Source organism: bacterium (genome assembly GCA_022616075.1).
In the GTDB taxonomy this organism is placed as follows: domain Bacteria; phylum Acidobacteriota; class HRBIN11; order JAKEFK01; family JAKEFK01; genus JAKEFK01.
The window spans coordinates 1-14,647 of sequence record JAKEFK010000066.1 but is presented as its reverse complement, the minus strand read 5'-3'; the positions used below and the strand labels follow the sequence as shown (position 1 = coordinate 14,647).

Here is a 14,647-nt window from a genome sequence, read left to right as displayed (position 1 = left end):
TTGCTTGCGGAGTTACTCGTAGCGAAGGACGGTTATGGGATCAAGCCCGGCGGCTCGTCGAGCGGGCAGGTAGCTTGCGACGAAAACCGAAGCAGCCAAAATGAGGCCGGCCACGGTAAAGGTCACTGCATCCAGAGGTCTGATTTCAAATAACAGCGATTCGGTAAACTGAGTCAGAGCAAGCGCTCCAAAGACTCCGGCCACAAGCGCGATGGTGGTCAATTGCATACTCCTGGACAGAATGAACAATAAAACATTCTTCCTGGTGGCGCCCAGAGCCATCCTGATTCCGATTTCCGGCACCATCCGGGCGGTGTTGTAGGACATCAGTCCATAAACTCCAATGATGGAAAGAATGAGGGCTGTTCCTGCGAAAAGGGTCATCAAGAACATCACAAATCGCGGTCGAGCAATGGAGTCATTTAGAATTTCGCGTATGGAAGAAATATCATAAACGGGTTGATCCTTATCCATCGCTGACACTTGATCGCGAATTTTTGCGGTCAATAGTGAGGCGTCTTCCTGAGACCGGACAACAACACTCATCCACCTGAAGTTAATGGACCTTTGCGCGTGCGGTTGATACACGGCAAAGCCCTCTTCCTGATCGAGTCCCAGTTGTTTGATGTTTTCAACAACCCCGATTATGGAGCACCATCTTCCACTCTCATCTTGCAACTGAATTCTTTTCCCTAGCGCTTTCCCCTTCCCCCAGAACCGTTCTGCAAAAGATCGATTCACAATCAAGACAGGCAGGGCGTGTTGGTTGTCAGTGTTCGCGAAACCCCTGCCGTAAATCAAGTGAATTTTCATCGTTCGAAAGTATTCCGGCGTAATGACGCGCCAGGCAACTTCTCTTTGTTGTTCCGGTGGCAACGGCTGTTCTTCGATATTCACCCGTAGAGACATTTTATTTTGCTTCAACGGCAGGTCCTGAATTGCGCCGATCGAGTCGACGCCGGGAATGTTTTTGATTCTTGCTGATAGCTCTTCGAAAAAGCGAACCTGTTGCTCCAGATCTCCGTAGCGGTGCGCTGGCAACCAGACGCGCAAGGTCAGAATATTCTCCGTTTCAAAGCCCGGATTCACTTTCATGAGACGGACAAAACTTTGAATCAAAAGACCTGCTCCAATCAACAAGATGAATGCGATGGATATCTCCGCAATCACCAAAACGTTTCGGAGATTACTCATGGAAGTTGAACCGCGTTCTTTCTCTTTCAAGAGCTTCTCTGTTTCCATTTTCGATGCCCGGTAAGCGGGCAGAGTTGCAAAAAGAAAAGAGGTAAGAAGAGAAAGAGAAAGCGTAAAAACCAGAGTGGCCTTGTTGAGGTGCATGTCTCGAAGAGCGGGGATTTCTTTTGGACCATATGCGGAAAACAGTTCTGTAAACCATAATGAAAACAGGATCGCCAATCCCGCTCCTATGATTGCAATCACAATCCCTTCAGCTAAAACCTGCCCGAATAGCTCCGGTCTGGAAGCTCCGAGAGCGGCACGTATTGCGTACTCTTTTTGCCTTGAAAAACCTCGTGCCAAAAACAGATTCGCCAGATTCGTGCACGCAATCAGAAGGACGAAGCCAACTGCAGCAAGCAGCACCCAGAGAGCAGTCCGAATGCTTTTTGTCTGCTCTTCCTGCAGAGTGAAAACCTGAACGCCCCACCCTTCATTTGAAGAGGGATACTGCACGGCCAATCTCGCAGCAATGTCATTGAGATTTCGTTCAGCCCCTTCCCTGGAACTCGTGGGCCTGAGCCTTCCGATTACATGAAGGTACTTTCCTTCACGCGATAAGATTTCTTCAGGATCCGGAGCCAGAGGCAGCCATAAATCCGTTTCGCGGGACGGAAAGCGAAATGTGGCCGGAGCAATTCCGATTACTCGCCTCGGTGTGCCATCCAGCTCTATAAACTTGCCGATGATGTCCGGATTGCTCGCAAACATTCGTTGCCATAAACCATGACTGATGACAGCGACCTCGTCATTTCCGGGACGAGCATCGGTGTCTTGAATCAACCTGCCCAACAGTGGATTCACTTTCAACAATGAAAAGAAACGCGCAGTTGCCCGCACGGCTTCCAGCCGTTGTGGAACGGAAGTACCGGTCAGGTTGTAGTTCCATTTATGGTACGCAGCTACTTCAGTAAAGTCAGGAGATTCCCTTTGCCAATCAACAAAATTGGCCAGACTCGTTACCATGCCGGTGATTTCCTGCTTTGCGTTTGTTTCGTAAATCTTTACGAGCTCTTGCGAGCCTTCAAACGGAACAGCACGCAAGACGACAGCATCCATGGCGCTGAAGATGGATGTATTCACTCCAATTCCCAATGCAAGAGTGAAGATCGCGACAAGAGTAAAAGAAGGATTTCGCGTAAGAGTTCGGAGTGCAAAATAAATGTCTTTCCAGCGCCGCCTCATGGTCTCCATCGGTTGCCGCAACAGCATAACATGTGCCAACGGGTGGTCGGCGTGGAGCGAGTTCTGAGTCACCAGAAGTTGTGCGATTGTGGGAATGGAATGTCGCAGAAATGAACGATGTACAGTTGACAGAACTCTTAGTTATGTCAGATTTGTTGTTATGAATCCGAACATCATCTCTCATTACCAGATCACCGGAACATTGGGGCGTGGCGGAATGGGAGTGGTCTACAAAGCAGTTGATCAGAAACTGCAAAGGACAGTCGCGATTAAAACACTTCCGGCCGAACGTCTCGGCGATGAGAAACTACGATTACGATTGATGGCCGAAGCCCGGACGGCTTCCACCCTGAATCATCCCAATATCTGCACGATCTATGAAATCGATGAAGCGGACGGGATTCTGTTCATCGCGATGGAATATGTGAAAGGGCATTCCTTAGATGAGGAGATTAAGAAAGGGCCGATCGAAATCCAAAAAGCGCTTGGTATTGCCAATCAAATCGCCTCAGGGTTGGACAAGGCGCATCGCGAAAACATAGTTCACAGAGATATCAAGCCATCCAACATAGTGTTAACAGAGGATGGAACCGCCAAGATCCTCGATTTTGGTCTGGCACGAATCGTCAAACAGGTCGATAGCGAAACAATCACAGATGCGGTCACGCGAGATGTCAGCCTGACGGAAGCAGGAACTATTATCGGTACCGTTGCTTATATGTCCCCCGAACAACTCAACGCGGAGGAGGTTGACTTAAGATCGGATGTCTTTTCTTTCGGCGTTCTCTTATATGAGATGTTGCGCGGCCAGCTTCCTTTTCGTGGCGGAAGTCTCATCCAAGTGATCCAGTCCATTTTAAAGGACCAGCCTGAACCTCTCCGGAGAATCAACACCAATCTTCCCGCGGAACTGGACCGGATCATTGAAAAAGCTCTGGCAAAAAATCGTGACCTGCGCTACTCAAAAATGAAGGACTTGCAGCAAGATTTAATCAAGCTAACCGAGACTTTGAAAAAACCTGAGCAAAGAACGGATCAGAAATCGGTTGCAGTCCTGTATTTTGAGAATTTGAGCGGCGCCGCCGGCGAAGAAGAATATTTGCGCGATGGCATGACCGAAGACGTCATTACCGAGCTCTCGAAAGTGGAAAAGCTTCGGGTCTTCCCGCGTTCCGCGGTGATCGAATTCCGGGATAAGCCTGCGACAGCGCCCGAAATTGGGAGGCACCTGAATGCTGCCTATGTGCTTGCGGGTAGCATTCGAAAATCCGGTAACAGAGTTCGGATCACAGCGCAGCTGATGGAAAGCGATCACGGCCATACCATTTGGGCGGAGCGCTATGATCGCGAAATGAAAGATATCTTTGATCTACAGGATGATTTGGCGCGCTCGATTGCCGGAGCATTGAGTATCAAGCTTTCACCAACGGAGGAAAAAGCTCTTGCCGAAAAACCGGTTCAAAATCCCGAAGCATATGATTTATATTTGCAAGGCCGGCGATTATTTCGCCGCGGAACAAAGAAGGATATGTTATCCGCAGCGGAGATTTTCGAGCAGGCGATTGCCCTGGACCCGAATCTTGCCCTCGCCTACGCCGGTCTCGGTCTTGTTTGCGGTCGAATCCATCGATATTACGATCAAGACCCCCGCTGGATGGACAAAGGAATTGCGGCATGTGATCAGGCGATGAAAATTGAGCCGAATCTACCGGAAGCATTGTCAGCGCGCGCTTTTTTGTTTTACGGTCATGAACAGTATGCAGAATGCATTCGCTACGCGAAAATGGCTGTGGAACGCAAACAGGATTGTGAAGGCGCGTACTTCATATTGGGATTGGCACTCAATATAACGGATCGATTGGAAGAAGCGGCTCAGCTAGCGGATCGCGCAATCGAATTCAATGGTGATGACTATAACGTTTACGTCGCTTTTACAAATACCTTTGCAAGGTTAGGCGAAACCGAGAAAAAAAAGCGATTAAATCAACAGCACGAACACGTCTTGCGTTTGCACCTGGACTGGACTCCTGAAAATGCGCGGGCCCGGATGTTGCTTGCTGCGCGTCTTGCCGATTCGGGCAAAGAGGAAGAGTCAATTGCAGAACTTCAGAAGACGCTAAGTTACAGCCCGAACGACGCGAGTATTTTATACAATGCGGCCTGCGCATACGGGCTTCTCGGTCGCAAGAAAGAAGCCTTGGAGATGTTAAACAGGGCAATTGAAAACGGATACTGGCATCTCGATACAATTGCTCGGGACGCGGATTTGAATTGTCTTCATGGAGAGCCGGAGTTTGAGCAAATTCTCCGCAGAAGAGATTAACGTGCCTGCAACAACGCAACTTGCTCTTCTGCGTGATAGGAACTGCGGACGAGCGGACCGGATTCTACGTGACCGATCCCCATCGCTTCCCCTTTAATCTTCCACGCGCGAAATTCATCCGGGTGATAATACTTTTTCACCGAAGCATGTTTCTTGGTAGGACGCAAATATTGACCGAGCGTCAGGATGTCAACCTGAATGGAAACCAGATCGCGAATCACGGTTTCCAATTCGTGATCCTCTTCCCCTAACCCGAGCATGATTCCGGTTTTCGTAATGGATCCCGGATACCACGTTTTTGCCCTGAGCAATAGCTCGAGCGTAACAGCATAATTTCCACCCAGCCGGATCGTTGGATAGAGTCTGGGAACAGTTTCGGTATTGTGGTTGAGAATGTCAGGATGCGCTTCCATAACATTACGAAGCGCTTGCGGATCTCCTTTGAAATCAGGAATCAGAACTTCAATAGAACATTCCGGAGTGCGTTTCCGGATTTGCCGGATCGTTTCTGCAAAGATGGAACTTCCGCCGTCCGCAACATCATCGCGGTCTACTGATGTGATCACCGCATGGCGCAAATGCATTTCTGCAACAGCATCCGCAACGCGAGTGGGTTCTTGCAAATCCAGTGTCGCGGGTCTTCCCTTTTGCACCGCGCAGTAGCGGCATCCACGCGTGCAGATGTCGCCTAGAATCATGAATGTTGCGGTGCCGCGATTCCAGCACTCACCGATGTTCGGACAGTGCGCGTCCTCACAAACGGTGTTAAGTTTATGTTCGCGCATGATTCCCTTGAGGCGGTTATAACCATCACCGCCCGGAAACTTCGCGCGAATCCACTCAGGTAGACGAGGCTGTGGTACTTCAGACATTCTTTTTAACCGCAGAGAACGCGGAGGCCGCAGAGAAAAACTGTTTTTCTCTTAGCGCTCTCTGCGCCCTCTGCGGTGAAAAATTACCGGAGCAGATCTTTCATGTGGTAGATCATGCCTTCGCGGCTGTAAGCCGAAAATTCCAGGATCCCCGTATCCATCCGGATTGCATCTTCCGGACAGGCCTCAACACAAAGACCACAAAAAACGCATACGCCAAGATCAATATCAAATTGCAATGGGTGCTTTTCGATGTTGGGATCAGGATGATCAGCGCCGATGATATAAATACATTTTGCAGGGCAAATGGTCTCGCACATCATGCACGCAACGCAGCGCGGAGATCCATCTTCGCGTTTTACCAAACGATGCAAAGTCCTCACGCGAGGCGATAAAGGGCGGCGTTCTTCCGGATACTGGTAAGTAACCGAGCCACGCTCCTTCGTCCTGATGCCAAAAAGACGTTTGATGTGAATGAACAGATTGCCCCAGAAATGGGCAGCCGTGATGCGAAGTCCTCTTGCGATTTCGGGAATGTAAGCTTTTTCCCGGAGTGTGCGCTCGCGCGGCGCCGCCGCCTTCATGACTTTAACTTTTACTTCATTCGGCATGGATCAACCCCAGATCATCAGAATAAGGCCAGTGATAAAAATGTTCAACAGAGAGAGTGGCAACAGGACGTTCCACCCGAGTCGCATTAACTGATCATAACGGAAGCGAGGAAGCGTCCAGCGGATCTGCATAAACAGCCACAGAAATACAGTTAGCTTCAGAAAGAAAATGGAGATTTGCAGAACGGTAACCCAGACAGGAGACAACAAGAACGCTGTGGACCCAAAATGAAAACCATCCGCTTCCAGGAAAGGTACTTGCCAGCCTCCAAAAAAGAAAATTGTCACGAGAGCCGAAATCAAAATGGTTTCAAGAAAATCGGTCAACATAAAAAGTCCAAATTTCATTCCGCTGTATTCAACGAAGTATCCAACGATTTCCGATTCACCTTCCGGCAAATCGAACGGATTCCGTTTTGTCTCGGCGAGTCCCGCTGCGCAGAAAAGAAAAAAGCCAAGCGGCTGCAGAAAAATTCCCCATCGTGGATACCAGCCGCCGATCGAACCTTTTTGCGCGCGAATCAATTCCTGCAAATCAAGCGTTCCGTAGATCATGAGCAAACCGATAATGGTGGCGCCAAAAGTGATTTCGTAAGAGAACATTTGCGCGCTCGCGCGCAATCCGCCCAGCATGGCATAGTTGTTGTTCGATGAATAACCCGCAAAAACCACTCCATAGATCTCCAGAGACAACATCGCAAAGACAAACAGGATCGCAACATCCGTGGTGATGATGGAAAGCGGGATTTCCTGGCCGCTGATTGTCAAAGTATTTCCGATCGGAATTACGGCAAAAGCGAGCAGAGCGAAGAACACCGAAATTATTGGGGCAATCGTATGAAGAAATCGATTTCCGCCGGCAGGGATCCAATCTTCTTTCAGAATCATCTTCAGTGAATCGGCTGCAATCTGAAAAAGACCAATGATTCGAAACGGGCCGATGTTTGCGCGATTCGCGCCTATACGATCCTGCATCACCGCGCTTTGTTTGCGCTCAACCCAGGTCAGAATGGCGCCCAGGTTCATGACCCAGAAGAGCGTGACCCCGATTTTTGCAAGCGTGACCCAGACAAATGCCATATGCTAATCAGCCGCCGCCGCGGATTCAGGCTGGTTCACGAGTTTACCGGTAAGGCCGATGCTGGCGTAATTCAAACCATGAAAAGCTGGAATTTCTGCCGCCAGTTGATCGAAAACTTCTGAAGGTTCCAGAGAAGGAAGCTCGATATTGATTGTTTTCGCAAACGCGCTCAAGATATCCAATGACGTCCGCGCTTGTTTAAGCGGAACTACGGCCGGGAAAATGCGTTGCACACGCCCCTGAAAATTCGTAAAAGTGCCCGCCTTTTCTGCGTACGCCGCGGCAGGCAAAACCACATCAGCATGATCGAGAATCGGGCTGACATTGGTTCCTTGAAAAACCACTGTTTCTACGGGATCGAGCGCCGCGCGTACAATTTCCGCGCTAAACAACTGCTGCAAATTGGTGTGAAAAATATACAGGAATCGAATCTTGCCTGCGCGGGCAACTTCCAGAAGAGTTTTAATCGTCTGGCCTTTGTTTTCCGCGAAAATGAGCTCAGCTCCCTTCGTGTTGGGATTCTTATCTTTTTTCAGCAAGAAGTTATCAGAAGTTGCATCGGGTCGCGGCGGAATGGAAAAGGGCATCAGTGAAATTTTCAGATTTTCGTGGAAGATCTTGCGAACCCAGTAAAGCTCTTCATTCGTCATCTGCGGCGAAGGAATCACTCCGATTGATTCGACACCGTTGGACTCGATGGCGGCTTTCAACGCTGCGGCGGCTTTTGCAATCGCCAAATCCCAATCGGCAGGCTTCAATCCTTCGTTGTCCCTGATCTGCGGCTGCTCAAGGCGATCCGTATCGAGCCACCGATAGTTATAGCGGCCCTCATCGCACATCCAGTATTTGTTCACGTGCTCGTTGTAGCGGGGTTTCAATCGCTGGAACCGTCTTCCCTGCGTTTTATAGCGGCGGTCCAGATTGTAGTGAACGCGGATGTTGCATCCAGTGGAGCAGCCGGGACAAACGGACATCGCTTCCTTGAGATACCAGACACTCATCTGGTACCGGAAATCACGGTCCAGCAAAGCGCCGACCGGGCAAATATCTACAACGTTTCCGGAGTAATTGTTGTTGAGCTCCTTGCCCGGATAAATATTCACTTCGGAATAAGTCGCCCGGCTGAAAATTCCAAGCTCACCCGTTTGTGTGACGTCACTCGTAAAACGGACGCACCGCGAACAAAGAACGCAACGTTCCTGATCCAGAATCACATGAGGACCGATCGGAAATGCTTTCTTCTTCTTAACTTTATTTTCCAGAAGGCGGCTGTCATGCTGCGCATATTTCATGTAATAGTTCTGAAGCTCGCATTCACCGGCGCGATCGCACACAGGACAATCAAGTGGATGATTGAGCAACAGGAATTCCAGAACGGAACGGCGGGCTTCTTTAACTTTGTCGTTTTCTGTCCAGACCACCATGTCATCCGTTGCCGGAGTGTTGCATGCGATCTGAAGCTTCGGCATCTTTTCAACTTCGACCAGACACATCCGGCAGGATCCCACAACGCGCAATCCGGGGTGATAGCAGTAACGGGGCACTTCAAGGCTGAGCTGTTCACACGCCTGAATGATCGTGCGCCCCTTCTCTACTGTGACTTCCTTTCCGTCAATTTTCAGTGTCGGCATAACTCTTTTTTTGAACAGAAGATCGCGAAGATCGCAAAGAAATTTAGAAGATCATATTTTTTATCTTTGCGTCCTTTGCGTGCTTCTGTTCAAAAATTTCCAATCTTCGTTTTCTTCGTTATCTTTTGTTAATGATCGAGTTCTCCGGCAATCATGTTGATCGAACCAAACGTCGGAACGATATCAGCAATCATCAACCCTTCAATCATCTTATGGAACGCAGCCACGAATGGAAAACACGGAGCGCGAACTCGTACTCGATAAGGAATATCAGAACCATCGCTAACGATGTAGAATCCGAGCTCACCATTTCCTCCTTCCACACATGTGTATGCTTCCCCTTTCGGAGGGCGAATGCCATGTCCATACATGATCAACTTGAAATGATTCATCAAACCTTCGATGCTTGTATAAGACTTCTGTTTTGGCGGAATGACAACCGATTTCAAGTCCGGGTTGACCTGATAGTAGTTGCCTGGTTCCTGACCTTCTAGATTCGGCGACACATCCACCTGATGTTCGGCAATCTCTTTAATCCGGCCCATTTTTGCTTCATCCACAGTTTTTGCCGGATCGATTTCCGGGAGCTCGACACTGACCGGTCCGCCAGGCATTTTATCAAGCGCCTGTTCCACGATGCGCATGCTCTGTTCCATTTCCTCCATCCGCACCAGATATCGATCGAAATTGTCGCCATTTTCGCCAACAGGAATTTCAAAATCGATATCGTCGTAAGCATGATAGGGATAGGCGCGCCGCACATCGTATGGGACTCCGCTGGCCCTCAACATTGGTCCACTGAAAGCGAAATTGATGGCGTCTTCCTTTGAAAAAATGCCAATCCCCTGCATCCGATCCATAAAAATGCGGTTATGCGTCAGCAAACCATCACATTCTTTTAAGATCTCCCGGATCTTTTTAAATTGAGAGCGGCACCGCTCTGAAAAATTCGGTGGCAGATCCGCTTTGACTCCGCCGATTCTTGCGTAAGTCACCGTCACACGCGCTCCGGTAACATCTTCCACAAGCTCATACAGAAATTCGCGCGCCTTGATCATGTAAAGAAATACTGTGAACGCTCCGAGTTCCATGGCGGATGCGCCAATGCAGGTGAGATGATCCGTAATTCGCGAAATCTCACTCATCGCGGTGCGCACATATTCGCATCGCGGAGTAACTTTGATTCCCAGCAATTTCTCCACACACATGGCATAGCCAAAATTGTTAATCAGCGGAGAAACGTAATTCAGGCGGTCTGTCCACGGAAAGACCTGAGTGTAAGTCACACTCTCGGAATGTTTTTCAAAAGCGCGGTGAAGATAACCGATTTCCAGCTCAGCTTTCTTGACCAACTCCCCTTCCAGATTGAGCACAATTCGGACGACGCCGTGCATTGCCGGATGGGACGGCCCCATGTTGAGCATCATATTGCCCGGAGCGTCGGTCAAGATTTGTTCAGAACTATCGGTACTCACGTTTCGGTTTCACTATCGGTTGTCTTTTGTTAATTGGATAATCTTTTTTCAAAGGATGGCCTACAAATTCGTCATACATCAGCAAACGGCGCAAATCCGGATGATTGATGAACTTCACGCCGAACATGTCCCAGGCTTCGCGTTCCAGCCAGTTGGCAATTTGCCAGAGTGGCGCAACTGAGTCCACTTGTTCCCCTTCCTGAAGAGGAACTTTCACGCGCAAACGCGCGTTATGAGTAAGCGAATTCAAATGATAGACAACTTCAAAACGAGGTTGCTGCCCCAGAAAGTCAACCACCGTAACATCCATCAGCATCTCAAATTTGAATTCGTCTTTAAGGGTCCTCATGACTTCTAAAAGCCCGTCCCTGCGCACAAGAATTGTCTCATCACCGGCATAGGAGTGATAACCTGCGATGTGCTTTGCGATTTTTGATCGAACAGATTGAACGAGCTCGCCTTGTTCCATGAGATTTAAAATCGGAACTCAGTGTCCTCTCCCATGAATAGCTTCACATTTGCTGCTGGCTCGCAGGCTCGATGGCGAGGCGCGAGCGAGGAGCATCTGCTGCTCGGCGCTCGCACCAAATTGTAAAGTTATTCATGGGACAGGACACTAAACCGCCTGCTTCTGGCTTGCGATTTTCTTTTGCAGTTTCATCAAACCATCCAGAACGGTTTCGGGACGAGGTGGACATCCGGGAATGTAAATATCCACCGGGACGATGGTGTCTATCCCCTGCACCGTCGCATAGTCATCGTAGAAACCGCCGGTACACGTGCACACACCAAAAGCCACCACCCATTTGGGGTTGCACATCTGTTCATAAATACGGACGAGAACGGGGGCTATCTTCTGGCTGATGGTGCCGACGACCATCAAAAGGTCGGCCTGTCGCGGAGAAAACCGTGGGAGTCCCGCGCCGAACCTGTCAATGTCGTAATGAGAACAACTCACCGCCATGTATTCCATCCCGCAACACGCGGTAACAAACGGGTATTGAAAAATTGAAAATTTCCGCGACCACCCGATTACGTCATTCAGTCGAGTTGTGAAGAATGTATCACCGGCGAGAACTTTATCTACTTCCATGATAAAACTCCTTTCTTCCAGGCGTAAACCAGAGTCAGAAACAGCAGTGACAGAAACAGAGTCATGCTCAAAAAGGCCGGCCAGCCCAGCTCCCGGAAAACAATGCCCCACGGAAAGAGGAAGGTCAATTCTACATCGAATACTACAAATAAAAGAGCGACGAGATAAAATTTAACCGGAATGTGACTCTTTACTATGCGGAACGGTTTTACGCCGGTCTCGAAGGGTTCTTCTTTGATGGGACTCGTGCTTTTGGGACCGAGCACTGAGCTCAGCCAGATGATAACTCCAACCAATCCCCCGACGATGATAGCCATCAAGGTAAGCGCTACGTAATCGTGCATCGAAGAATTCTCCGCAGGTCACGGTCATTATAGGGAGTCAGAAACGAAAAGTCTAGGCACGGAACTTTCAACTACATCGCCGATAATTGCCGCATCACGAACCCCTTTTTGACGAAGCAACGACACCAGATCATCTGCCTTTTCTGCTGCCACAGAAATGGCCAGAGGCCCTGAAGTTTGTGGATCGTACAGAATCATTTCTCTTTCCCGTGGCAGTTCTTTTTCCAGCGAAACACACGCGGCGGAAGATTGCTTATTGAATAAGGTAACTCCGGTTCTTAACCCCTTGCCGAAAAGCTCAATGCTTACCGGGTAAACGGGCACGGCGCTAAGATTCAACTGAATGCCGACTTTGCTGCCCAGGGCCATTTCACAAACATGACCCGCTAGTCCGAATCCGGACACATCCGTGCAAGCGTGAACGCCGATTTCGAGCATTGTTTCACACGCCACTTTATTCAAAGTAGCCATGCTCGCCATCGCTTCCTCCGCCTGCTCCCACGGGATCAGATCATTTTTTACGCCTGTTATGATCACGCCGGTCCCGATTTTCTTCGTCAAAACAATCTTGTCTCCGGGTCTGGCGGTGCTGTTTCGCAGAATTTTTTCGGGATGAATCAGTCCTGTAACCGACAAACCATATTTCAGTTCCAAATCTTTTACGGTATGGCCGCCGACAAGCGTGGCTCCCGCCTCCAGAATCTTGAAGTGCCCACCCTTCAAAATTTCCGCGAGAATGGCGTCATCGACCCCCTCTTGCGGAAAACAACAAATGTTCAGAGCATTGATCGGACGACCACCCATCGCGTACACATCGCTTAATGAATTGGCGGCTGCAATTTGCCCAAACAGGAAAGGATCATCACAGGTCGGTGTAACGAAATCGACCGTTTGAACCAGCGCGAGATCATCGTTCAATTTATAGACACCTGCGTCGTCCGAAGTCTCAAATCCGACGAGCAAATCAGGATTTTGACTTCGCTGTGCGCCCAGATGCTTTAATATTTCGGCCAGGTCCAACGGACTGAGTTTGCCCGCTCAACCGCCCGATTTCGCAAGCCTCGTCAGCCTGAACTTTTCCTGTTCCATCAAACATTAATCTCGATCAATTCGATTTCCCTGTCAAATCACCGCAGAGGACGCAGATCGCAGAGAAGAATAAGAGATACTTTTCTCCATCTCAGCGCGCTCTGCGTTCTCTGCGGTAAAAAAGACTTGGCGTCTTTGCGCCTTTGCGTTAGAATCTTCAAAAGGGTGATGAGTTCCGAACCGAAGCCGAAAAACACAAACGAGAAAGAGGAAAAAGTCCCCTGTGACCGCTGCGGAAAAACGATGTTTCGAATGAGAGCCATCTACTGGTGCGAACACTGCGGTTACAAAACCGATTGTTGCGGATCCTGAACTTCTTCTCCCCTTCTGCTGTCATTATTTATATATTTCATTGGTGTATTTGCAGCCGTGAAGACAGCCATCCATTTTCAGAACACCGTGAAGACACTTCACGGTTCCCCTGCCGTCCGTATCGATGATCTTTGCATCTACGATAAAGAATGCGTCGCATTTTATGGATTAAGTGAAGAGATCGCTGAGATCATCATGCATCAGATCACAGGAGCTTATGCGCCCGAAGAAGGAAATATTTTTATTTACGGCGCCAACAGCCGCGACCTATCTGAAACAACCTGGTTTGAATACGTAGGCAATTTCGGGATTTACAGCGCCGCAATTCCTTTCCGGGACCGATCTTCCATTGGAGAAAACATAGCTATTCTTTTTCGAAGTCAGAATCCCTCTATCGAGGAACCCCATCTCAGCGCCGCAGTGCTGCACCTTGCAAGTCTTGTGCAGTTGACGATCACCGATCTGTCTTACAGTATGGGACAGGCAAGTTCGCTTCTCCGCATGAAGGCGCGATTAGCAAGAAGTCTGGCATATAAACCAAAACTTGTGGTTTTCTATGAGCCCACTGAAGATTTATCGCAGGACGTCACCCGAAAACTCCTGGAGCTAATCCGGCGGACGAAACGAAAATTGAAATACATATCGATTTTGTTTACTTCAGATGTGCGATTCATACAACAACTCGCGAATCGAGTGCTTTTCTTGAATCCACAGAGCGGCGTTCTCATTGAAAATCAACTTCGCGGATGGTACCATAACATGCTTCCTTTCCTGCAGCCGTCTCCGGCAAAATTGCTTCAACTTGCAAGGGACATACTGCAACATAGTGGAACAAGGATCACGAAGGTTTAAAGGCTAAAGAGGTTAAAACTTATGCCAGAGTTTAAGAAAGTGGCTGACACGGCCGAAATCCCCGCGGGAACCGGAAAAATCATTGACGTGGATGGAAACCAGATTGCAATCTGGAATTTGAGCGGAAACTATTATGCTTTCCAGAATGTTTGTCCTCACCGTGGCGGACCGGTAGGCGAAGGAGAGCTTGAGGGAAACGTCATTACCTGTCCCTGGCATGGCTGGCAATTCGACGTTACCTCCTGCCAGAGCACCTTTAATCCCGCTGCAAAACTTACAAAATACGACGTTCAAGTGGAAGGAAACGAGATCAAGGTCGGAGTTTAGCGCTTTGTAACGCTGGCGAGACTGTCCGAAAAGTCAGCTGGAGCGCAGACTTCCAGTCCGCAAAAACTATCGAGTTCGACGAGTGCTTTGCGGGCAGGGATGCCCGCGCTCCCGCTTGTGGAACCCAATAAGTTCAGCGGACGTAATTTGAGCCTTTTTTGGACCGAAAAACCGTCCACGGCAGCCTGAATTCAGACTGATTGAGAAACTTTACCT

13 protein-coding genes are annotated in these 14,647 nt (G+C 49.2%); 3 read left to right on the top strand and 10 right to left on the bottom strand.

Going from position 1 to position 14,647, the window contains the following annotated elements; translation table 11 throughout:
* Positions 1–12: 12 nt before the first annotated feature.
* Entirely contained in the window at positions 13–2,421 is a 2,409-nt protein-coding gene (locus L0156_05560; protein MCI0602462.1) for an ABC transporter permease, read from the bottom strand.
* Positions 2,422–2,581: 160 nt separating this feature from the next.
* Here L0156_05560 and L0156_05555 point away from each other — a divergent pair, with 160 nt between their 5' ends.
* Positions 2,582–4,744 carry a protein kinase gene (locus L0156_05555; GenBank protein MCI0602461.1) on the top strand — a complete coding sequence of 721 codons (2,163 nt, stop codon included), beginning with the start codon at positions 2,582–2,584 and terminating at the stop codon, positions 4,742–4,744.
* On the opposite strand, the gene lipA is transcribed toward L0156_05555, so the two are convergent.
* The 9 genes from lipA to selD form a co-directional block, all read right to left on the bottom strand.
* Positions 4,741–5,616, bottom strand: coding sequence for a lipoyl synthase (gene lipA, locus L0156_05550; GenBank protein ID MCI0602460.1), 876 nt, complete (start codon positions 5,614–5,616; stop codon positions 4,741–4,743). The two genes, L0156_05555 and lipA, sit on opposite strands and share 4 nt — an antisense overlap.
* Positions 5,617–5,699: 83 nt before the next feature.
* Entirely contained in the window at positions 5,700–6,227 is a 528-nt protein-coding gene (locus tag L0156_05545; protein MCI0602459.1) for an NADH-quinone oxidoreductase subunit I, read from the bottom strand.
* Positions 6,228–6,230: 3 nt separating this feature from the next.
* A complete protein-coding gene (locus tag L0156_05540) occupies positions 6,231–7,307 on the bottom strand; it encodes an NADH-quinone oxidoreductase subunit H (GenBank protein MCI0602458.1) in 1,077 nt (358 codons plus the stop codon).
* 3 nt (positions 7,308–7,310) lie between these two features.
* Complete coding sequence (locus L0156_05535) at positions 7,311–8,939, bottom strand: molybdopterin-dependent oxidoreductase (GenBank protein ID MCI0602457.1); 1,629 nt, start codon at positions 8,937–8,939, stop codon at positions 7,311–7,313.
* A gap of 128 nt (positions 8,940–9,067) precedes the next feature.
* Positions 9,068–10,414 carry an NADH-quinone oxidoreductase subunit D gene (locus tag L0156_05530; GenBank protein MCI0602456.1) on the bottom strand — a complete coding sequence of 449 codons (1,347 nt, stop codon included), beginning with the start codon at positions 10,412–10,414 and terminating at the stop codon, positions 9,068–9,070.
* Positions 10,401–10,883, bottom strand: a complete 483-nt coding sequence (locus L0156_05525; protein ID MCI0602455.1) for an NADH-quinone oxidoreductase subunit C — start codon at positions 10,881–10,883, stop codon at positions 10,401–10,403. The genes L0156_05530 and L0156_05525 overlap by 14 nt, the downstream gene beginning before the upstream one ends.
* A gap of 147 nt (positions 10,884–11,030) precedes the next feature.
* Entirely contained in the window at positions 11,031–11,507 is a 477-nt protein-coding gene (gene nuoB / locus L0156_05520) for an NADH-quinone oxidoreductase subunit NuoB (protein MCI0602454.1), read from the bottom strand.
* Positions 11,498–11,851 (bottom strand): NADH-quinone oxidoreductase subunit A, encoded by a 354-nt coding sequence (gene ndhC, locus L0156_05515; protein MCI0602453.1) that lies wholly within the window; start codon positions 11,849–11,851, stop codon positions 11,498–11,500. Before ndhC ends, nuoB begins: the two co-directional genes overlap by 10 nt.
* A 27-nt stretch (positions 11,852–11,878) precedes the next feature.
* Positions 11,879–12,940 (bottom strand): selenide, water dikinase SelD, encoded by a 1,062-nt coding sequence (selD, locus tag L0156_05510; protein MCI0602452.1) that lies wholly within the window; start codon positions 12,938–12,940, stop codon positions 11,879–11,881.
* A 369-nt stretch (positions 12,941–13,309) separates the two neighbouring features.
* Between selD and L0156_05505 the strand changes: the two genes are divergently transcribed.
* Positions 13,310–14,104, top strand: a complete 795-nt coding sequence (locus L0156_05505; protein MCI0602451.1) for a hypothetical protein — start codon at positions 13,310–13,312, stop codon at positions 14,102–14,104.
* Positions 14,105–14,125: 21 nt separating this feature from the next.
* Positions 14,126–14,431 (top strand): Rieske (2Fe-2S) protein, encoded by a 306-nt coding sequence (locus tag L0156_05500; protein MCI0602450.1) that lies wholly within the window; start codon positions 14,126–14,128, stop codon positions 14,429–14,431.
* The last annotated feature ends 216 nt before the right edge of the window (positions 14,432–14,647 follow it).